The following is a 20,118-nucleotide window of genomic DNA, read 5'->3' on the forward strand; positions in this document are numbered from 1 at the left end:
CGAACCGGCGGCGATCCCGCGTCGCCGTCGTCCGACAGCTGACTGGCGCGAGATCTCGGCCAGGTTACGAAAAGACCGTCGGCGCGTCCACCGGGCCCCCCGTAAAAACTCTCCGTAGTCCGGCGAAACACCATCGGACCAGCACAGCAGCTACGCGTGACTTAAGTCACACGCTCTGGCAGCACAAACGACCCCTTCGACTACTTACCGTTCACCGCACCGAGGCGACCGCTCGGCGAGCCAGTGTCACCCACTGGTGTCACGCCGACCTACTGTCGGTCTCCGGAACCAGGCGCAGCCGCGGCACCATCCCCGCCTCGGCGAGCGCGTCGACAGCCCGCCGCTCGTCCGCGTCCCAGACGAGGCCGACCGGCGGCCCGAGCAGCACGCTGACCACGCAATCGGCACACGCCGCCCCGCGCACCGCACACCGGTCGCAGTCGACGACGAACGTGTCGATGTCCTCGACCGCGACGTCCACCGCACCGGCCGGACGCCGCTCTTCCTGGCGGGAGGCAACGGGTTTCGCCCGCTTCGCGCTTCGTGCCGCGCCCGGGTGCTGTCGCGCTGAGCGCCGTTGACTGACAGGCTCCGCGCACTCGCTTTCGCCGGACGAAGCCGCAGCAGCAGCGCTTCCGCCAGAAGCCGACGAAACGGTGGTTTCCCGGCGCGCCTCCAGGTCCCGGTCCCGCGCTTGGCCCGTGGCCGGACTCACCCCAGTGGCAAGACTCACCGCCGGACCCTCCCCGCCCGGGTGACCGCTCCGGTCCGGCGGCCGGGACCGTTCAGCCGCCTCGCCATGCCGACGGTGCGGCAGCCGGGAGTGGTCAGCCTCCCCGCCAAGCTCGTGACCCGGCGGCCGGAACAGCTCGGCAGCCCCACCCTCCCGATCATCCGGCGGCTGATAGCGCTCAGGCTCGCCTCCGCCCCCATGGTCCGGTTGGCGGGAGCGCTCAGCAGCCACGCCAGCCCCACGACCAAGCGGCCGGGACCGTTCAACCGCTCCGTCAGCCTGATGGTCCGGCGGCCGAGAGCCCTCAGCCCCAACGTCCGGCGGCCGCGACCGCTCAGCAGCCCCATGATCCAACGGCCGAGAGCGCTCAAGAGCCCCGCCACCAACCCCGGCGTTCCGATCCCCCGGCCCCGCCGCGAACCGAACTCCCCCGCTAACCCCAGCCGACTCCGCCGCACGCATGCCGGAACCGACTCCGAACCGCTCCTGCTTGTTCTCGCCCATTGCCGGGCCTCCGTTCGTCCGCGAGGCCCCGGACCGGTTCCGGGAATCGCCTCGGGAACAAACGGTAGGAAGCACCACCGACAATTTCCGGAGCCGCGAGGGCGGCCAGGATCAGACACGACCCAATCGGCTGACGAGAACCGCCGACGCCACCGGGTGCGCGCCGCCCGCGCGGACCGAGTCTGCGACCGCCCGGTCGGAGGTCGCGACGACCATCGGACGGCCCTTCGGCTCGGCCGCGACCAGCGACCGGATCACGTCGTCGGCAAGCACGCCACGCTCGGAAAACAGCACTCGCACCCCGCGCGGCACCGCGGCGGGCACCGACAGCACGCCGGCCCCGTCGAACACCACCGTGACCTCCGCCGAGGTGCGTGCCGCCAGTGCCGAGAGCTGATGCACCAGCCGGTCCCGCTGATCGGCCAGCGCGAGTTCCGGGTAACCCGTTTTGGTGACGTTGTAGCCGTCCACGATGAGGTGGACGTTCGGCAACGCCAGATGCCGGTCGAGCGCCGTGACGTCCTGGATCCGCCCGCCCGGGCCGAGTCCGGACCGCGCGCCGCTCACCATGTCGGCAGGGCGCGCGCCGCGGTCGCCCAAAGCCAGTTCGCGGCGCAGGCCGTGCACCGCGCCGTCGATCGTGTCTACCAGCAACGCCAGCCGGACCTCGTCGGCCTCCCTGGCCTCGCGCGCCGACTGCCGGGCCATCTCCGCGTCCGCGACCGCCCGTTCGGCTCGAGTGCGTTCCGCGGCGACCCGGCGGCGTTCCCGGTCGAGCTGCACGTTCAGCATCTCGATCTCGCGTTCCCGCGTCGCGCCCCCGTCGGCCAGTTCGGCGCGCGCCGCCTCGGCCGCGTCCTTGGCCTGCCGCAGCAGCACGCCCTGTTCACGCAGCCGGCGCAGCAGCTTCTCGACCTCGGCCTCGCGTTCGCCGCGCGCGCTCTCGACCGCTCCGCGCGCCTCTTCCAGCTCGGCGCGCAGCTCGGCGATCTCGACTTCCAGCCGCTGGTTCCGGGCCAGCGCCGCGTCCCGCTCAGCGCGCAGCGCGGTTTCCTCGGCGTTCTTCGCGACCAGCCGCACGCGTCCGGCCGCGCCGGATTCGCCGAGCAGCACGGCGGCGGCAGCGGCCGAGACGGAGTCCGAAACGTTCGGGTCCAGCGCGTCGGTCCGGTGCTCGCGCAGCCATTCCAGGACCGCGGTCCGGAACTGCGCCGAATCCCCTAACGCCGTGAGCAGCGCGGTGCCGCCAAGCTTCGCGCGCTTGGCGGGGGCGAATTTCGCGACCGGCCGCAGCTGCCGCGGCACGTCGGCGACCGGCAGTTTCGCGACCGCGGCCGCGGCCAGTTCGGCGATCCGCTCGCGCACCGCCTCCGGCAGGCTCGTCCACGTCGCCGGTTCCGGACACGTCCCCGGTTCGGCGGCCTCGGCGTCCTCTCCCGCCCGCGCCGGAACCGCCGAGGGGCCGACGGCCTCCGCGGCTTCTTCCGGTTCGACGGGCTGAGGGTGCATTGGTCCAGGGTAGGCCCCGCCGCCGGATCCCGCGCCGCACCGGCCCGTTCCGCTGGTCACCATCGGGCCACGGGCGGCGCGCGCGAAGATTGTCGGTGGTCGGCCCTACTGTGCGCGATCATGGAGACCCGACCGAGGCCGGACCAGGCTCAGCTGGCGTTCGACGAGCTCGGCACCCCGCTGCGGGACACCACGTTCGTCGTGTTCGACCTCGAGACCACCGGCACCAAACCGGGGCCGGACGGGATCACCGAGATCGGCGCGGTCAAGGTCCGCGCCGGCCAGGTGCTGGGCGAGTTCGCGACGCTGGTCAACCCGGGCACGCCGATTCCGCCGCAGATCGTCGAGCTGACCGGGATCACGCAGGCGATGGTCTACGACGCGCCGCGGATCGAACGCGTGCTGCCCGCGTTCCTGGAGTTCATCGCGGGCACCGTGCTGGTCGCGCACAACTCCGGCTTCGACACCAGCTTCATGAAGGCCGCTTGCGAAGGACACGGCTACGTCTGGCCGCGTCCCACCGTCGTCTGCACGGTGAAGCTGGCGCGCCGCGTGATCCCGAGAGAAGAAGCGCGCAGCTACCGGTTGTCGTCGCTGTCCATGCTGCTCGGCGCGCGCACCCGCCCGACGCACCGCGCGCTCGACGACGCCCGCGCCACCACCGACGTCCTGCACGCATTGCTGGAGCGCGTCGGCAACCTCGGCGTGCACACCGTCGAAGAGCTGATCGACTACCTCCCGGACGTCACGCCAGCCCAGCGGCGCAAGCGAAACCTCGCCGCCGACCTCCCGTCGCGGCCCGGCGTGTACCTCTTCAGGGGACCGCGGGACGAAGTCCTGTACGTAGGCACCGCGCGCGACCTGAGACGGCGCGTGCGCACGTATTTCACCGGTTCGGAGAGCCGGGGCCGGATCCGGGAAATGGTCGCGCTGGCGGAGCGGGTGGACGCCATCGAGTGCGCGCATTCCCTCGAAGCCGAGATCCGCGAACTGCGGCTGATCGCCGCGCACCGGCCTGCCTACAACCGGCGTTCGAAAAACCCGCACCACGGCTGGTGGATCAGCCTCACCGACGAGGCTTTCCCGCGGCTTTCCGTAGTCCGTCTGCCGCGTGCGGGCACGCTCGGGCCGTTCCGCAGCCAAGCCGACGCGCGCACGGCCGCCGAGACTCTCGCCGACGCTTCCGGATTGCGCACCTGCACCCAACGCATCTCCGCCACCGCCGCGTCCGGCACGCCGTGTGTCCTGGCGGAACTCGGCCGCTGCGGGGCCCCGTGCGCGGGCAGGCAGACCGTCGCCGACTACTCCCCCGCTGTCGAAGCTGCCCGCGGGCTCATCGCCGGTCACGACGGCCGTCCGCTGCACCTGGCGGCGGCGCGACTGGAGGAGATGGCCGAGCGAAGGCATTACGAACAGGCCGCGCGCCACCGCGACGAACTGGCCGGGCTGGTCCGCGCCGTCGGCCGCGCGCACCGGCAGGCCGCGCTCGCGTCGGTCGCGGAACTCATCGCGGCGGCCCCGGACGGCAACGGCGGCTGGGAACTGTCCGTCATCCGCTACGGCAGGCTCGCCTCCGCGGGAGTCGCCCGGCGCGGGGTGCCGCCGATGCCGGTGGTCGAATCCCTCGTCGCCGCTGGGGAAACCGTGCTGCCCGGCGACGGTCCGCTGCGTGGGGCTCCCGGCGAGGAGGTCGGAATCCTGCTGCGCTGGCTCGCCCGGCCGGGGACCCGGCTCGTCCGCACCACCCGGCCGTGGGCCGAGCCCGCCGCCGTCGCCGGATGGCAATCCTGGCTCGCCCGGGTCGCCGACGCCCGGTCGCTCGAACACGTCGCGGGCTGACAAGCCCCGCCGCACCATGCGCGGGCGTGTTCCCGGCTACGATCGCGCACGTCGGTTACCGCCAGGAAGTGGGAGGAACGCTGTGATCACGGCGATCGTGCTGATCAACGTAGAGGCCGAGGAAATCCCGCAGGCCGCGCAGGCGATCGCGGACCTCGACCAGGTGTCCGAGGTCTACTCGTGCGCCGGGGACGTCGACCTCATCGCCACCGTGCGCGTGCAGGCCCACGAAGACCTCGCCGACCTGATCCCCGGCCGCATCGGCAAGGTCCGCGGCGTCCTCGACACCGTCACCCACATCGCGTTCCGGTCCTACTCCCGCGCCGACACCGACTCCGCGTTCGAGATCGGCGTCGAAGGAGCCTGAGAATTGTCGTACCCCCGGGCTAACGTCCGGGGCATGACGACACTGCGGCTGGCCGAGGTCACCAGCGACAACGTGGGCGCGGCCTGCGATCTGTCGGTGGCGCCGCACCAGGAGCGCTACGTGGCACCGGTCGCCCGTTCGCTGGCCGAGGCCTACACCCAGCCGGGCGTCGCGTGGCCGAGGCTGGTCTACGACGGCGACGATCTCGTCGGCTTCGTCATGGCCGCCTTCGATCCGGGCTGTCCGATCGACTACTTCCGCTGCGGCATCTGGCGGCTGAACATCTCGGCCGAGCACCAGAAAAAGGGCTACGGGAAGTTCGCCGTCGAAGCGGTACTGGCCGAAGCGCGCCGCCGCGGACAGGAATCGGCGACAGTGCTTTGGGTGCCCGGCGAGCACAGTCCGGAGCCGTTTTATCTGCGGCTGGGATTCCAGCCCACCGGCCAGCAGCACGAGGGCGAGGTCGTGGCCCGCATCCAGCTCTGAACCCCGGCGACAGCGCTACCGTAATTCGCATGACGACCCCGAGACTGGTCGAAGTCACGGTCGACAATGTGGAAGACGCCTGCGATCTCAAAGTGGCGAAGCATCAACGCGACTACGTCGCCCCGGTCGCCTGCTCGCTCGCCGAAGCCTACGTCCAGCACGAAATCGCCTGGCCGAGGCTGATCTACGCCGGGAAGAAACTCGTCGGCTTCGTCATGGCCGCGTTCGACCCGGACAACCCGACCGACTACTACCGCCATTACCTGTGGCGGCTGAACATCGCCGCCAAACACCAGAAAAAAGGCTACGGACGGTTCGCCGTCGAGGCGGTGCTGGCCGAAGCGCGCCGCCGCGACGCCGAATTCGTCACGGTCAGCTGGATGCCGGGCAAGCACAGCCCCGGCCCCTTCTACCAGCAGCTGGGCTTCCGGCCGACCGGCGAAATGGACGACGACGAGATCGTCGCCCGCATCCAGCTCTGAAACACGAGAAGGCCCCTCCCTCGCGATGAGGAAGGGGCCTTCCGGCGTTCTGCGGGACTCAGTGCCCGGAACCGACCTCGGTCGATTCCTCGGTGCCCTCGAGCTTCCCGTGTCCGTTCCCGTGGCCGTTGCCGCGAGCGCGCTCGAGCGCCTTCGTCTCCTCCGCCGGGTCCGGCGTCCAGATCGAACCCGGGACAGCGGTGCCTGCGGTGCCGAGCTTGTTCATCTTCTTCGGCACCGCCGCGCCCTGGTACTCGAGCGGGATGGCGTGGCCGTGGCTGTCCGTGCCGGCCAGCGGCTGGTGGATCTCGATGAACTCGCCGTGCGGGAGCCGCTTGATGATGCCGGTCTCGACGCCGTGCTCCAGCACTTCCCGGTCGGACCGCTGCAGGCCGAGGCAGATCCGGTAGGTGACGTAGTACGCGATCGGCGGCACGATCAGCACGCCGATGCGCCCGGCCCACGTCGTCGCGTTCAGCGAGATGTCGAACTGGTCGGCGATGATGTCGTTGAAGCCGGACAGCTCGATCACCGCGAAGAACCCGAGCGCCATCATGCCCAGCGAGGTGCGGACCGGTGCGTCGCGCGGCCGCTGGAGCAGGTTGTGGTGCGCGGTGTCCTTGGACAGCTTCCGTTCCAGGAACGGATAGGTCAGCAGGAGCGCGAACAGGATCGGCATGCCGATCGCACCGGGGAAGAACACCGCCGGGATCGTGTAGTTCCCGAGGTAGACCTCCCAGGCGGGCCAGATCCGGAGCATGCCGTCCGCCCAGGCCATGTAGAAGTCCGGCTGGGATCCCGCGGACACCATCGACGGGTTGTACGGCCCGAAGTTCCACACCGGGTTGATCTGGAACAGGCCGGACATCAGCGCCAGCACGCCCACGACCAGGGTGAAGAACGCGCCGCCCTTGAGGGCGAAGTACGGCATGATCCGCACGCCGACGACGTTGGTCTCCTTGCGCCGCACGCCCGGGAACTGGGTGTGCTTCTGGTACCAGACCAGCGCGAGGTGCGCGCCGATCAGGGCCAGCATGATGCCCGGGATCAGCAGGATGTGCAGGGTGTAGAGCCGCGGGATGATCTGGTCGCCGGGGAACTCCCCGCCGAACAGCGCCCAGTGGATCCAGGTGCCGATCACCGGCACCGACAGCACGATGCCGGACAGGGTCGCGCGGATACCGGTGCCGGACAGCAGGTCGTCCGGAAGCGAGTAGCCGAAGAAGCCCTCGAACATGCCCAGGATCAGCAGCAGGCCGCCGATGACCCAGTTCGCTTCACGGGGCTTGCGGAACGCGCCGGTGAAGAAGATCCGGAGCATGTGCACCATCATCGACGCGACGAAGATCAGCGCCGCCCAGTGGTGCAGCTGCCGCACGAACAGGCCGCCGCGCACGTCGAACGAGATGTCCAGCGTGGTGCGGAACGCCTGGGACATTTGCATGCCCTGCATGTTCGTGAAGCTGCCGTTGTACGTGACCTCCTGCATGGAGGGGTCGAAGAACAGCGTCAGGTACACCCCGGACAGCAGGATGACGATGAAGCTGTACAGCGCGATCTCGCCCAGCAGGAAGGACCAGTGGGTCGGGAACACCTTGTTCATCTGGTGCCGCAGGCCCTTGGCCAGCTTGTACCGCTGGTCCGCGTTGTCCGCGGCCTCGCCCAGGTGCTTCTGGAGTGCGCTCGTGCCCTTGGTCGGCGTGGTGAGTGAACTCATGACTTACGCTCCCAGAAGGCCGGTCCGATGGCCTCGATGAAATCGCCCTTCGCGATCAAGTATCCCTCTTCGTCAACCGTGATCGGAAGCTGGGCGAGCGGACGGGTCGCCGGGCCGAAGATCGGCTTCGCGTAGTGCAGGGCGTCGAACTGCGACTGGTGGCACGGGCAGAGGATGCGGTTCGTGCGCTGTTCGTACAGGGAGGTCGGGCAGCCGACGTGGCTGCAGATCTTCGTGTACGCGTAGTAGTCGCCGAAGTTGAAGTCCTCCTGGCCCTTGCGCTTGACCACGCGCGCGGCGTCGGTCGGGCGCAGCCGGATGAGCATGACCGGGTTGTCGACCCGGAACAGCGCCTCGGACAGCTTCTTCTCGTCGCCCTTCTCCGACTCACGGTAGGGGAAGACCGTCTCCATCGCGCCCGCGTCCAGGTCCTCGGCCTTGACCAGCGCGACGCCGTGCTTGACGTCGGCTTCGAGGTCGCCGGTGTTGCGGCGCAGGTAGACCTTCTCGCCGGGGAAGTTCGGCAGCCAGCCGGTGTGCCAGAGGCCGTCCCGGTTCTCGGTGTCCTTCCACGGGTCCTTGATGAAGGACGCGAGCGGCAGCGCCGCCACCGCGAGTCCGAGCGCGCCCGCGCCCGCGCCCGCGGTGCGCTTGATCAGCGACCGGCGGGCGATGCCGTTGCGGGTCCCGGCGTCGGCCAGGTGGGCCAGGATGGTGGCCCGGTCGACCTCCGCGGACGGGCCGTCGCTGCGCTGCTGCACCGAGACCTCGTGCGGGACGAACTTCTTGGTGTAGAGGATCACGCCGATGCCGAGCGCCAGCACCGCGAGACCGAGCGTGACGCCGAGCGCCGGGGTGTAGAGGCTGTAGGTCGAGTGCCCGCTGGGGTCGCTCGGGTCCTTGTACTCCCACCACTTCGGCCAGGCCATCACGACCACGAACGCCAGGCCGGCGAGCGCCGACAGGGCGAACCAGAACGCGACGAGGCGCTGCGCGCGACGCTCCGCGCGGGTGCCCTCGACCGGCCACGGCTCCGGGTACTCGACGATTTCGACGCCGTCCAGCTGACCGCCGAGCTTGAGCAGCTCGTCGCGGTCCATCTCAGCCAGCTCCGCCTCCGAGGGCGGCTTGGGCCCTTCGGCACTCATGCCTTCGATCCAATCCACAGCGTAATGCCGACGAGCGCGGCGATTCCGACGACGAAGGCGATGACGCCTTCGGAGGCGGGGCCGACCCCGCCGAGACCGTTGCCGCCCGGGTCGTTGTTGCCGTCGGACACCGACTTGACGTAGGCGATGATGTCCTTCTTCTCCTCGGCGCTGAGCTGGCGGTCGGAGAACTTCGGCATGTTCTGCGGCCCGGTGAGCATCGCGTCGTAGATCTGCTCCTCGGTGGCCGGGTCGAGCGGCGGCGCGTACTTGCCCGCCGACAGCGCGCCCCCGCGCCCGGTGAAGTTGTGGCACGAGGCGCAGTTGAGCCGGAACAGCTCGCCGCCGCGCGCCGGGTCGTTGCCGCGCAGCGCCTCGCCGCGCTCCTCCGGACGCTGCGCGCCGCCGCCGTGCGCCTGCACGTAAGCGCCGACCGCGTCGATCTCGCTCGGGGTCAGCTTCGGCGGCTTGCGGGCGATCTGCGCCTCCTGGCGCGCCGCGGGCATCCGGCCGGAGGAAGTCTGGAAGTAGACGGCCGCGTCGCCGATGCCGATGAGGCTCGGACCGCGGTCCTTGACGCCCTCGAGGTTCGCGCCGTGGCACTCGATGCAGGTGTTGTTGTAGACCTGCTCGCCCTGGCGCAGCAGCGCCGGGTCGCCCTGCGCCTGCGCGGTCTGCGGCTCCGGGGCGAACACGGCGTACAGGGCGCCGGCCCCCACCAGGGCGACGCCGAGTGCGAGCACGCCCGCGAGGCGCCTGCGCATCTTCGAGCGCGCGCGGAACCGGCGCTCCGAGGATTTGGTGCTGGTGGTCATCTTGCGGCAACCCTTGCTGTCAGTTCAGGCCGTTTTGTGGTGGGCGGTGCGGAGATCAGGGAAGGATGTAGATCACCGCGAAGAGGCCTACCCACACGATGTCGACGAAGTGCCAGTAGTACGACACGACGATCGCCGAGGTGGCCTGCGCCGGAGTGAACTTGCTGAGCTTCGTGCGGACCAGCAGGAACACGAAGGCGATGAGCCCGCCGATCACGTGCAGGCCGTGGAAACCGGTCGCGAGGTAGAACACCGTGCCGAACGGGCCGGACGGGATCGTGAGCCCTTCCTCGACCAGGTTGTGGTACTCGTTCGCCTGCCCGAACACGAAGATCGCGCCCATGATCAGCGTCACGATGTACCAGCGCCGCAGGCCGTAGACGTCGCCCCGCTCCGCGGCGAACACGCCGAACTGGCAGGTCAGCGACGACAGCACGAGGATCACCGTGAACGGGATCGCGTACGCGACGTTGAGGTGGAACTCCTCGCCGTGCAACGGCGGCGGCCAGGACGCCCCGGCCGGGTTCTGCGCCTTGACGGTGAAGAACATGGCGAACAGTCCGGCGAAGAACATCAGTTCGCTGGACAGCCACACGACGGTGCCGACACTGACCATGTTCGGCCGGTTCAGCGAGTGGACCCGCTGGCTGATGGTGGGAGCTGCCGTTGTCACGGATCGCATTATGTCCTCTCGCGACCGCACCCCGCCCGCCGGGTCTGCGGCGGGTCGTGGGAGCTTCACGTCACACCCGCGCGCGAGACGCGGACCAGCGGCGGAAGGAGCTACTCGTGAGTTGGCTGGAGAAGCTCCGTGACCTGGTGAGAAAGCCGGGGAAAGCGGTTCTCGACCCGGACGCGCCCGGTCTGCGGACGGTCGTTTCGGCGTTCGATCCGGCCGTCGCGGATTCCGCGGTGCTCGCCGATTCACCCGGCTGGGCAAGCGAAGCGCCCGCGGTGCTCGTCCATCACCTCGTCCTCCCGGCGGACCGGATCGACGAGGCGGCGGCGATTCTCGCGCAGGACGGCTACGACCTGCGCGAACAAAGCCGCGACGGCGACCGGGTGCTGGCGCACGCCCGGCGGGTGCAGGTCCTGGACGCCCTACACTGCGCCCAGGAACGGTCCCGGATGGCCGGTCTGGCGCAGCGGCTCGGCGGCGACGCCCCGGGCTGGGAGGCGCGGCAACCGGGTGACTCGCCCACCGCGTCCGCGTGAGATGCGTCTCGGCCGATACGATCGCGGCTGTTCCACCCGTGACGAGACGGAGGCGTGCTCAATGAGCGAGCAGTCCCAGCGGATCCTGGTGTTCAGCCACAAGGCCGAGGTCCGCGAGGCGATCATGAACGCCGTCGGCAGGCGCCCGGCGGCCGACCTCGGCCGCGTCGAGTGGGTCGAGGCGGCCGGCATCGCCGACGTGCTCGCCGAGATGGACGCGGGCTCGGTCGACCTCGCGATCCTCGACGGCGAGGCGCAGCCGACCGGCGGCATCGGCCTGACCCGCCAGCTCAAGCACGAGATCGACGACTGCCCGCCGATCGTGGTGGCCGTCCGCCGCCGGGACGACCGATGGCTCGCCACCTGGGCGCTGGCCGACGCCGTGCTGGTGCACCCCCTCGACCCGCTGACCGCGGCGGAAACCGTCGCCGGCGTGCTGCGCGCCGGGCGGGTCCCCGCCGTCAACGGCGGCTGAGCCCGGTGGGCGCCACCCCGCACACCTGGCCCGCGCTGCTGACCCGGCTCATCGCCGGCGAGGACCTGTCCGCGGAGGACACGGCGTGGGCGATGGACCAGATCATGTCCGGCAGCGCCGGGCAGGCGCAGATCGGCGGCTTCGCGGTCGCGCTGCGCGCCAAGGGCGAAACGCCCGCGGAGATCGCCGGCATGGCCGACGCGATGCTGGCGCACGCCCGGCGGATCACGCTGAGCCGTCCCGCGGTGGACATCGTCGGCACCGGCGGCGACCGGTCGAACTCGGTGAACATCTCCACGATGGCGACGATCGTCACGGCGGCGGCGGGCGCGCCGGTGGCCAAGCACGGCAACCGGAGCGCGTCGTCGAAGTCCGGCGCGGCCGACGTGCTGGAAACCCTCGGCGTGAAGATCGACCTGCCGCCGGAAGCGGTGCTCGCGTCGCTCGAGGAGATCGGCATCGGGTTCTGCTTCGCCCCGGCGTTCCACCCGGCGTTCCGGCACACCGGCCCGCCGCGGCGCGAGCTGGGCGTGCCGACCACGTTCAACCTGCTCGGCCCGCTCACCAACCCGGCACAGCCGGAAAGCGCGCTGATCGGCTGCGCGTACGCGGACAAAACCCGTGCCCTGGCGGAGATTTTCGCCCAGCGCGGGATGTCGGTGCTGGTGGCCCGCGGCGACGACGGGCTGGACGAGATCACCACCACCACGACGACCTCGGTGCTGGTGGTCTCCGGCGGCATGGTGACGGAACGCACCTTCGACCCGCAGTCGCTCGGCATCCCGCGCGCCACGGCGGAGGACCTGCGCGGCGGCGACGCCGCGGCGAACGCGGAGGTGGTCCGGGAACTGGTCAGCGGCAAGACCGGCCCGGTGCGCGACGCGGTGGTGCTGAACGCCGCCGCCGCGCTGGCCGCCTTCGCGGGCTTCTCCGATTCGCTCGAGGACGACTTGGCGGCCGGACTGGACCGAGCACGCCAGGCCATCGACAACGGCGCGGCAGCGGCGCTGCTGGACCGGTGGATCGCGTTCTCCTCGGCTGAGCGCTGACCGTTCGCATCGGCTGGACGCCGCATCGGGCGCTTTTCCGCGCCCGGTGCGGCGTTCGTCGTTTTCAGCGAGTCGTTCGGGGCGCGCACCCCAATGCGGCGTTCGGTGCGTCACATGAGCCCAATGCCACAGCAGGATCGCGGCGAGCCGGAGCAAGGCTCACGAACGGAAGGCGGTCCGGTAAGCGCTCGGCGTAGTAGCGCGCAACCGCGAAAACTGGTGCCGCAACGCCGCCGCCGACGCGTATCCGCAAGCCACCGCGATGTCCTCCACCGAAAGCGAGCCCTCCTCCAGCAGCGCCTGCGCCCGGTCGAGGCGGCGTTCGGTCAGCCAGCGGTGCGGCGTCGTCCCGGTCGCGGCCGAGAACCGGCGCAGGAACGTCCGCTCCCCCAATCCGCTGCGGCGCGCCAATTCCGCGACCGTGAACGGCTGATCCAACCGTCGTTCCACCCATTCGAGCGCTTCGGCGACCACCGCGTCGTCCGGGGCGGCCGTCGCGGGCACCGGGGCCTGCACGAACTGCGCCTGCCCACCCGCGCGGTGCGGAGCGGCCACCATTCGCCGGGCCAGCGCCGTCGCCGCCGTGACTCCGCGCAGGCGGCGCACCAGGTGCAGGCAGAGGTCCACCGCCGCGACCGTCCCGGCGCTGGTGAACACGCCGTCGTCGTCCGCGTAGAGAGCTTGCGGGTCCACTTCCGCGGCGGGGAACAGGCGGCGGAATTCCGGTTCGTAGATCCAGTGCACGGTGCAGCGACGGCCGTCCAGGAGACCCGCGTAGCCGAGTGAAAAAACTCCCGCGCAGAACCCGGCCACCCACGCGCCGCGTTTCCGCGCGGCGCGCAAGGCGTCCAGCAGGGGCTCCGGCGGCGGCGCGGTCCGCGGCGCTTGGGTGGGCACAATCACCAAATCCGCCGACGCCGCGAAGTCGAGATCGCGCAGTCCGGCCAGGCCGAAGCCGGACCAGCTGGCCACGTCCGCGCCGCCTGGCGAGCACACGCCGAAGTCCCAGCCGGGCATGCCGTCCGCGCTGCGGTCGGTGCCGAACACCTCGCACGCGACCCCCAGCTCGAACGGCGAAACCCGGTCCGCGAGCAGCACGGCGACCCGTTCCACGTCCATGCGGCCCAGCATGTCACAAGTTTTGCGGTCATTGTCATCTCTGACACTGGTTGAGCGTCGCCGCGGAGACGAATCTGGGTCGCATGAAGAACCCCGAATCCCGCCCGGTCCTGCAGTGGTCCGCGGCGATGGCGTTGTCCGGCACGATCGGCGCGGTCGTGCTCGAAAGCGGCGCCGCCGCACCGGCGGTCGCGTTCGCCCGCTGCCTCGTCGGCGGCGTCCTGCTGGTCGTGTGGTCCCTCGCCAGGGGCTGGTTCCGCGACTGGCGGCCGACCCGCCGCGACCTGCTGCTCGCGATCGCCGGCGGGCTGCTGCTGGTCGGCAACTGGGTGCTGCTGTTCGCGTCCTACTCGCTGTCGTCCATCGGCGTCAGCACGGTCGTCTACCACACCCAGCCGCTGATCCTGGTCGGAATGGCGGCGGTGTTCCTCGGCGAGAAGGTCGGCCGTTCGCACCTCGCGCGGGCGGGCATCGCGTTCGCCGGAGTTGTGGTGATTTCCCTTTCCGCACAAGGAGATGACGGACAACCCGTGCGATTCGCCGGAATCGCGCTCGCGCTTGGCGCGGCCCTGCTCTACGCCGGTGCGTCCTTCATCGCGAAGCAGCTCAAGCACATCCGGCCGCATCTGCTCGCGGCGGTGCAGCTGACGGTCGGCGCGATCGTGCTCGCCCCCGCGCTGATGTTCACGCCGCTGCCGAGTTCGGCTCCGGGACTGCTGTGGCTGCTGCTCCTGGGCACGGTGCACACGGCGGTGATGTACGTGCTGATGTACGCCAGCATCGGCAAGCTGCCGACCACGACGGTCGCGCTGCTGTCCTACCTGTACCCGGTGGTCGCGGTCGTGGTGGACATGCTGGCGTTCGGGCACCGGCTCACCTGGCCGGAGGGCCTGGGCATGCTGGCGGTGCTCGCCGCGGCGCTGGCTCCGCAGCGCGCGAAGCCGGATACGCGAAACGCCCGGCCGGGGATTCCCAGCCGGGCGTCGCGGTGAAGCGGAAAAACTCAGTCGTGCTCGGGACCGGTGTGGTACTCGAACACCAGGCCGCCCACGGCGATGAGCAGCGCCACGATCGCCATCACGAGCAGCCAGATGTGGAAGAACGCGAGGGCGAGGCCGGCCAGCCCGGCTGCCGCGGCCAGCGCGACCGGCCAGTAGCTGCCCGGGCTGAAGAAGCCCAGCTCGCCGGCGCCGTCGCTGATCTCGGCGTCCTCGCGGTCCTCCGGGCGCTCTTCGATCCGGCGGGACACGAACTGCATGTAGCTGCCGGCGAGGAACGCGAGGCCGCCGGTCAGGAACAGCGCGACGATGCCGACCGGCTCAGCCTTCTGGTCGGTGGTGAAGAGCGCGGTCATGACCCAGTAGACGGCGGTCATGAGGACGGCAAACCCCGCCACCATGTAGAAAATCCGGGCTTCGACCTTCATGGGATTGGTCCCCTGCTCCTTCTGGTTCGCCGTCAGTTGGACGCGGTGCGCGCGGTGCGGTCGGTGTTGAACGGCTTCGTCGTCACCGCGTACGGGCTGCACAGCTCGCCGCAGTTCATCGAAGCCAGCGCCTCAGACGCGGTGTTCGGCTTGCCGGTCTTCGGGTTCGTCTCGGTGCGCAGCTTGAGGTACTGGTCGAACTTGTCCGGGGACAAGGCGCGCACCTCGAAGTTCATCACCGAATGGTACGTCCCGCACAGCTCGGCGCAGCGGCCGACGAACGAGCCTTCGCGGTCGATCGAGTTCTGGAACGAGCTGTCCTGGTTGTTCTTCTCCGGGTCCGGCATCACGTCGCGCTTGAAGTTGAACTCCGGGACCCAGAACGAGTGGATGACGTCCGTCGAGCGGAGCCGGTACTCGATGGTCTTGTTCGTCGGCAGCACGAGCAGCGGGATCTCGCCGGAGGAGCCGACGGTGCTCACCTGGGTGCCGTCGGCGCGCTTGGCGGCGTCGCCCTCGTACTTGAACTCCCAGTTCCACTGGAAGGCGATCACGTCGACCACGACGTCCGGGTTCGGCTTCTTGTCGAGGACCTTGCTCTCGGTCGTCGCCGTGAAGAAGAACAGCACGCAGACCATGATCGTCGGCAGGACGACCGTGAAGATCTCCAGCGGGATGTTGTACTGGAACTGCCGCGGGAGGTCCTCGGGGCCTTCGGCGGCCGCGCCCTTCTTCTTGCGGTGGAAGATCGCGGTCCAGAAGATCAGGGCCCACACGATCGCGCCGACGACGAGCGCGGCGACGACCGTCCACGTCCAGAGGGTGCGCATCTGGTCGGCCTGCGGCGTGACGCCCTTGGGCCAGCCGAAGCGGAGGATCTCGTCTCCCGAGCAGCCCGTCGCGGTCAGCGCCACCAGCACGGCCAGCGCGGCGACACGCCCGACCCGCTTACCCACCGGGGTGCGCTCTGGTTTTCCCACTGCGCCCTGCCCTTTCACCCAACAGGCCCTCTCACACCGGGCCTTCTTCGACCGATCTTCGTGACAGGCGGAGCCTAGCCGAGTTGGCCGCTCCCGCTGACCAAGGGGTGACCAGTTGCGCCACGCGTCACCCGCTTTCCGGGCGAGTCGCCCCGCACCGGCATACTGGGCCCTTCCCCGGACCGGCCCGACCCTGAGGTGTGTGAGTACACGTGTGCGGCCTGCTTGGACTGATCTGCGCGACCGAAAACGACGCCGCGGCGGCCCGTGCGAGCGTCGGCGCGGCGATGCGCTGCCAGCGTCACCGCGGCCCCGACGAGCAGGACACCTGGGCCGATGCCGAGGTCGTGTACGGCTTCAACCGGCTCGCCTTCATCGACGTGGACCACGCGCACCAGCCGCTGGTGTGGGGTCCGCCGGAGGCGCCCGGCCGCTACACGCTGAACTTCAACGGCGAGATCTACAACTACCGCGAGCTGCGCGACGAGCTCGCCGAAAAATTCGGTGCGAAATTCGCCACTGAAGGCGACGGCGAGGCGATCGTCGCGGCATATCACTACCTCGGGGACAAAGCGGTCGAAAAGCTGCGCGGCATGTTCGCGTTCCTGATCTGGGATTCGGCGGAAAAGACCGTTTTCGGCGCGCGCGACCCGTTCGGGATCAAGCCGCTCTACTACAGCGAGGGCCCGAAGGGCACGGCGTTCTCCAGCGAGAAGAAGAGCCTGCTGGAGCTGTCGGACACGCTCGGCGTCGCGCAGGAGCTGGACCGCAAGGCCCTGCAGCACTACCTGGTCCTGCAGTACGTGCCGGAGCCGGAGTCGCTGCACACCGCGATCCGCCGCGTCGAGTCCGGCACCTCGTTCCGGCTCTCGCCGGGCGGGAAGCCCGAGTTCACCCGCTACTTCCACCCGAAGTTCGCCGCGAAGCCGGTGAACGGCCCCGCCGAGGCCGAGGCGCTGTACGAGCGCATCGCCGATGTGATGCGCGACTCGGTCGGCAAGCACATGATCTCGGACCCGGACGTGACGGTCGGCGCGTTCCTCTCCGGCGGCATCGACTCCACCGCGACCGCGACGCTCGCCAAGGAGCACAACCCGAACCTCATCGCGTTCACCACCGGCTTCGAGCGCGAGGGCTACTCCGAGGTGGACGTGGCCGCGGAATCGGCCGCCGCGATCGGCGTGAAGCACGTGGTCCGCACGGTGTCGGCGGACGAGATGATGGAAGCGCTGCCGCTCATCGTCTGGTACCTGGACGACCCGGTCGCGGACCCGGCGCTGGTCCCGCTGTGGTTCATCGCCCGCGAAGCCCGCAAGCACGTGAAGGCGGTGCTGTCCGGCGAAGGCGCGGACGAACTGTTCGGCGGCTACACGATCTACGGCGAGCCGATTTCCCTGGCCCCGTTCGAGAAAATCCCCGGCAGCGTGCGAAAACTGCTGGGCAAGGTGTCCACGAAGATCCCGGAGGGCACCCGAGGCAAGGACCTCCTGCGCCGCGGCGCGCTCCCCCTGGAAGACCGCTACTACGGCAACGCCCGCAACTTCCGCGACGAGCAGCTGCGCGCCGTGCTGCGGACGTACCAGGAAGGCGTCGGCTTCAAGGACGTCACCGCCCCCTGGTACGACGTGTCCCGAGGCTGGGACCCGGTGGCCCGCATGCAGCACGTGGACCTGTACACCTGGCTGCGCGGCGACATCCTGGTCAAGGCGGACAAGGTGACCATGGCGAACTCGCTGGAGCTGCGCGTGCCGTTCCTGGACGCCGAGGTGTTCAAGGTCGCCGCCTCGATCCCGCTCGACCAGAAACTCGCGCACGGCACCACCAAGTACGCACTGCGCCAGGCCCTCGCGAAGATCATCCCCGGCCACGTTTTGAACCGGAAGAAACTGGGCTTCCCGGTCCCCATCCGCCTGTGGCTGCGCAACGAGATGTACGACTGGGCGCGCGGCATCATCAACGACTCGAAGACCGACGAGCTGCTGGACAAAACCGCAGTGCTGCGCCTGCTGGACGAACACAAGGAAGGCCAGCTGGACCGCAGCCGCCAGCTCTGGGCCCTGCTGGTCTTCATGCTGTGGCACGGCATCTTCGTGGAACACCGCATCAAGCCGGAAATCCCGGAACCGGCCTACCCAGTCAAGCTCTGACCGGACGTGAGGGGAACCCTCATTGACTCTGATTCCCTCAGGGTTCCCCTCACGGCCCTAAAACCGCACCGGCGCACCCAACGAGCGAGGCACCCAGCCCTCCCCCGCACCCCGATACGAAGCGCATCTGCGGTCGGTGGGTGCTTGTCAAGGCATCTTTCCCGCCTTGACAAGCACCCACCGACCGTCAGCACAATCAAGCTTCGGGGTGCCCCACGCAACCACCAAGCGATGTCGCCGCCAGGCGACGAGGCGGACCGAGACTCAAGCAGGCAAAACCGCCGCAATCTCCTCAGCAGCCTCAGGCCCGAACGCCTCCCGCAGCCGAGTCAACGCCTCGCCCCGCTCCAACCGCCACTCCTGCGTCCCCACAGTCTCCAGCACCAGCACAGCGATCAAACACCCCAACTGCGCCGCCCGCTCCAAACTCAACCCGCCATCCACCGCAGCAAGGAACCCAGCCCGGAACCCATCCCCGACCCCAGTGGGATCAGCCTTCCCCCGCTCCGGCACCGCTCCGATCTGCAACGCAGTCCCGTCCCGCCCGACAATCTCCACGCCCTTCTCCCCCAGCGTGGTGATCCGCAGCCCGACCCGCTCCAGCACGTCGGCCTCGGTCCAGCCGGTCTTCTGCAGCAGCAACTCCCACTCGTAGTCGTTGCTGAACAGGTACTTGGCCCCCTCGACGAACGACCGCACCTGCGCCCCGTCCATCCGGGCCAGCTGCTGCGACGGGTCGACCGCGAACGTGTACCCCCGCTGACGGCACTCCTGCGCGTGCCGGACCATCCCCTCGGGATCGTCCGGGCTGATCAGCACCAGCCCCAGCCCGCCGACGCGATCCGAAATCGGCCCCATCTCGATGTTGCGGGACTCCGCCATCGCGCCCGCGTAGAACGTCGCGATCTGGCACATGTCCTCGTCCGTGGTGCACACGAACCGCGCGGTGTGCGCGACCTCGGACACCAGCACGCCCGAGGTGTCCACGCCGTGCCGCTGCAGCCACGACTGATAGTCCGCCCAGTCCTGGCCGACGGCGCCGACGAGCACCGGCTCGACGCCGAGCACTCCGAGGCCGAACGCGATGTTCGCGCCGATGCCGCCGCGGCGCACGACGAGGTCGTCGGCGAGGAAGCTCAGCGACACCCGGTGCAATTGCTCGGCGACGAGCTGCTCGGCGAACCTCCCCGGGAAGTGCATCAGATGGTCCGTAGCGATGCTGCCGGACACGGCGATCCTGGGCTTGTCTGCCACCGGTTCTCCTCACGGGGTGGATGAGCTGTCGTTTTCGCGCCCTGACGCAAGTTACCCGCTGGTCATGACCCTTCCGGGTAGTTTCCGCGCCACGTTCCGACACTACCGGCCGGTACTCGTTTCCCGTTCAAGTCCGGCTGAATAGCGTGGCTGGAGTGAACCTCGCGACCGAACCGGAAACCCTCGGCGACCTGATCGCCGACTGCGCCCACCTGCCGTCCACGCTGCAGCCCGAACAGCCCGCCGACCAGGCCCGGCTGCCGCGCCCGAGGGCGGCGCGGCCGTGGACGGTCGACGACGCCTGCCACGCGCAGGTCGCCGATCTCGACGCCTACGTCTGAGCCGGCCGGGAACGCCGGAAACGAGAACGGGCCCCAGCGCGGATCGCGCGGGGCCCGTTTTCCGGCTCTGGGCTCAGTGGAAGCTGTCGCCGCAGGCGCAGGAACCCGTGGCGTTCGGGTTGTCGATCGTGAAGCCCTGCTTCTCGATGGTGTCGACGAAGTCGATCACGGCCTCGGACACGTAAGGCGCGCTCATCCGGTCCACGGCGACCTGGAGGCCGTCGAAGTCGCGGAACAGGTCGCCGTCGAGCGTGCGCTCGTCGAAGAACAGCTGGTAGCGCAAGCCAGCACAGCCGCCGGGCTGCACGGCGATGCGCAGGTGCATGTCGTCGCGGCCCTCCTGTTCGAGCAGCGCCTTCGCCTTGGCGGCCGCGGCGTCGGTCAACGTCACGCCGTGGGTCTCCTCGGCGGTCTCGGCCGCAGCCGCACCGGTCTGCTCAGCGGTCGTCATGGCACTCCCTCTTGGTCGAACTCGCTGCGGGTACATCTCGTGTCCTAGGCACAACACGGGA

The 20,118-nt window shown here is 69.7% G+C and carries 21 protein-coding genes; 10 read left to right on the forward strand and 11 right to left on the reverse strand.

The window, feature by feature from the left end; genetic code table 11:
* Window positions 1-259: 259 nt before the first annotated feature.
* Both PUT80_RS07860 and PUT80_RS07865 read right to left on the reverse strand, forming a co-directional pair.
* A complete protein-coding gene (locus tag PUT80_RS07860) occupies window positions 260-481 on the reverse strand; it encodes a hypothetical protein (protein WP_037358162.1) in 222 nt (73 codons plus the stop codon).
* Between the two features lie 867 nt (window positions 482-1,348).
* Window positions 1,349-2,746 (reverse strand): NYN domain-containing protein, encoded by a 1,398-nt coding sequence (locus PUT80_RS07865; RefSeq protein ID WP_037809553.1) that lies wholly within the window; start codon window positions 2,744-2,746, stop codon window positions 1,349-1,351.
* Between the two features lie 120 nt (window positions 2,747-2,866).
* On the opposite strand from PUT80_RS07865, the gene PUT80_RS07870 reads away from it, so the two are divergent.
* From PUT80_RS07870 to PUT80_RS07885, 4 genes are all read left to right on the forward strand, one after another.
* Complete coding sequence (locus PUT80_RS07870; RefSeq protein WP_275291541.1) at window positions 2,867-4,585, forward strand: DEDD exonuclease domain-containing protein; 1,719 nt, start codon at window positions 2,867-2,869, stop codon at window positions 4,583-4,585.
* 82 nt (window positions 4,586-4,667) lie between these two features.
* The gene (locus tag PUT80_RS07875; protein WP_009074830.1) at window positions 4,668-4,952 is read left to right on the forward strand and encodes an Lrp/AsnC ligand binding domain-containing protein; all 285 of its coding nucleotides are present in this window, start codon (window positions 4,668-4,670) and stop codon (window positions 4,950-4,952) included.
* A gap of 33 nt (window positions 4,953-4,985) precedes the next feature.
* Window positions 4,986-5,438, forward strand: coding sequence for a GNAT family N-acetyltransferase (locus tag PUT80_RS07880; protein ID WP_275291542.1), 453 nt, complete (start codon window positions 4,986-4,988; stop codon window positions 5,436-5,438).
* A gap of 29 nt (window positions 5,439-5,467) precedes the next feature.
* On the forward strand, window positions 5,468-5,920 hold the full coding sequence (locus PUT80_RS07885; protein WP_037809548.1) for a GNAT family N-acetyltransferase: 453 nt from the start codon (window positions 5,468-5,470) through the stop codon (window positions 5,918-5,920).
* 58 nt (window positions 5,921-5,978) lie between these two features.
* On the opposite strand, the gene PUT80_RS07890 is transcribed toward PUT80_RS07885, so the two are convergent.
* The 4 genes from PUT80_RS07890 to PUT80_RS07905 are packed head-to-tail and all read right to left on the reverse strand — an operon-like array spanning window position 5,979 to window position 10,282.
* Window positions 5,979-7,637, reverse strand: coding sequence for a cytochrome bc complex cytochrome b subunit (locus PUT80_RS07890; RefSeq protein ID WP_275291543.1), 1,659 nt, complete (start codon window positions 7,635-7,637; stop codon window positions 5,979-5,981).
* Window positions 7,634-8,785 carry a ubiquinol-cytochrome c reductase iron-sulfur subunit gene (locus tag PUT80_RS07895; RefSeq protein ID WP_134665720.1) on the reverse strand — a complete coding sequence of 384 codons (1,152 nt, stop codon included), beginning with the start codon at window positions 8,783-8,785 and terminating at the stop codon, window positions 7,634-7,636. Before PUT80_RS07895 ends, PUT80_RS07890 begins: the two co-directional genes overlap by 4 nt.
* On the reverse strand, window positions 8,782-9,600 hold the full coding sequence (locus PUT80_RS07900) for a c-type cytochrome (protein ID WP_037809539.1): 819 nt from the start codon (window positions 9,598-9,600) through the stop codon (window positions 8,782-8,784). Before PUT80_RS07900 ends, PUT80_RS07895 begins: the two co-directional genes overlap by 4 nt.
* Window positions 9,601-9,655: 55 nt before the next feature.
* Window positions 9,656-10,282, reverse strand: coding sequence for a heme-copper oxidase subunit III (locus PUT80_RS07905; RefSeq protein ID WP_009074819.1), 627 nt, complete (start codon window positions 10,280-10,282; stop codon window positions 9,656-9,658).
* Between the two features lie 107 nt (window positions 10,283-10,389).
* Here PUT80_RS07905 and PUT80_RS07910 point away from each other — a divergent pair, with 107 nt between their 5' ends.
* The 3 genes from PUT80_RS07910 to trpD all read left to right on the forward strand — a co-directional run bounded on the left by PUT80_RS07910 (window position 10,390) and on the right by trpD (window position 12,339).
* On the forward strand, window positions 10,390-10,815 hold the full coding sequence (locus tag PUT80_RS07910) for a ribonuclease E inhibitor RraB (protein ID WP_037809537.1): 426 nt from the start codon (window positions 10,390-10,392) through the stop codon (window positions 10,813-10,815).
* Between the two features lie 61 nt (window positions 10,816-10,876).
* Window positions 10,877-11,290 carry a hypothetical protein gene (locus tag PUT80_RS07915; RefSeq protein ID WP_009074814.1) on the forward strand — a complete coding sequence of 138 codons (414 nt, stop codon included), beginning with the start codon at window positions 10,877-10,879 and terminating at the stop codon, window positions 11,288-11,290.
* Between the two features lie 5 nt (window positions 11,291-11,295).
* On the forward strand, window positions 11,296-12,339 hold the full coding sequence (trpD, locus tag PUT80_RS07920; protein ID WP_199817463.1) for an anthranilate phosphoribosyltransferase: 1,044 nt from the start codon (window positions 11,296-11,298) through the stop codon (window positions 12,337-12,339).
* Window positions 12,340-12,498: 159 nt separating this feature from the next.
* Here the strand turns inward: trpD and PUT80_RS07925 are convergent, their stop codons facing one another.
* On the reverse strand, window positions 12,499-13,458 hold the full coding sequence (locus PUT80_RS07925) for a helix-turn-helix domain-containing protein (protein WP_037810044.1): 960 nt from the start codon (window positions 13,456-13,458) through the stop codon (window positions 12,499-12,501).
* Window positions 13,459-13,541: 83 nt separating this feature from the next.
* Here PUT80_RS07925 and PUT80_RS07930 point away from each other — a divergent pair, with 83 nt between their 5' ends.
* Window positions 13,542-14,450 (forward strand): DMT family transporter, encoded by a 909-nt coding sequence (locus PUT80_RS07930; protein WP_275291546.1) that lies wholly within the window; start codon window positions 13,542-13,544, stop codon window positions 14,448-14,450.
* An 11-nt stretch (window positions 14,451-14,461) separates the two neighbouring features.
* Here the strand turns inward: PUT80_RS07930 and PUT80_RS07935 are convergent, their stop codons facing one another.
* The gene (locus PUT80_RS07935; protein ID WP_037809532.1) at window positions 14,462-14,884 is read right to left on the reverse strand and encodes a cytochrome c oxidase subunit 4; all 423 of its coding nucleotides are present in this window, start codon (window positions 14,882-14,884) and stop codon (window positions 14,462-14,464) included.
* A 32-nt stretch (window positions 14,885-14,916) separates the two neighbouring features.
* Window positions 14,917-15,864, reverse strand: a complete 948-nt coding sequence (locus tag PUT80_RS07940) for a cytochrome c oxidase subunit II (protein ID WP_051728682.1) — start codon at window positions 15,862-15,864, stop codon at window positions 14,917-14,919.
* 212 nt (window positions 15,865-16,076) lie between these two features.
* Between PUT80_RS07940 and asnB the strand changes: the two genes are divergently transcribed.
* Entirely contained in the window at window positions 16,077-18,011 is a 1,935-nt protein-coding gene (gene asnB, locus PUT80_RS07945) for an asparagine synthase (glutamine-hydrolyzing) (protein ID WP_134665713.1), read from the forward strand.
* Window positions 18,012-18,275: 264 nt separating this feature from the next.
* Here asnB and PUT80_RS07950 read toward each other — a convergent pair whose 3' ends face one another.
* Window positions 18,276-19,265, reverse strand: a complete 990-nt coding sequence (locus tag PUT80_RS07950) for a carbohydrate kinase family protein (RefSeq protein WP_037809531.1) — start codon at window positions 19,263-19,265, stop codon at window positions 18,276-18,278.
* Window positions 19,266-19,420: 155 nt separating this feature from the next.
* On the opposite strand from PUT80_RS07950, the gene PUT80_RS07955 reads away from it, so the two are divergent.
* Window positions 19,421-19,606 (forward strand): hypothetical protein, encoded by a 186-nt coding sequence (locus PUT80_RS07955; protein WP_037810040.1) that lies wholly within the window; start codon window positions 19,421-19,423, stop codon window positions 19,604-19,606.
* 73 nt (window positions 19,607-19,679) lie between these two features.
* On the opposite strand, the gene PUT80_RS07960 is transcribed toward PUT80_RS07955, so the two are convergent.
* Window positions 19,680-20,057 (reverse strand): iron-sulfur cluster assembly accessory protein, encoded by a 378-nt coding sequence (locus tag PUT80_RS07960; RefSeq protein WP_037809530.1) that lies wholly within the window; start codon window positions 20,055-20,057, stop codon window positions 19,680-19,682.
* Between the last annotated feature and the right edge of the window lie 61 nt (window positions 20,058-20,118).

It is taken from the genome of Amycolatopsis sp. La24 (assembly GCF_029087445.1).
Lineage (GTDB): Bacteria > Actinomycetota > Actinomycetes > Mycobacteriales > Pseudonocardiaceae > Amycolatopsis > Amycolatopsis nivea.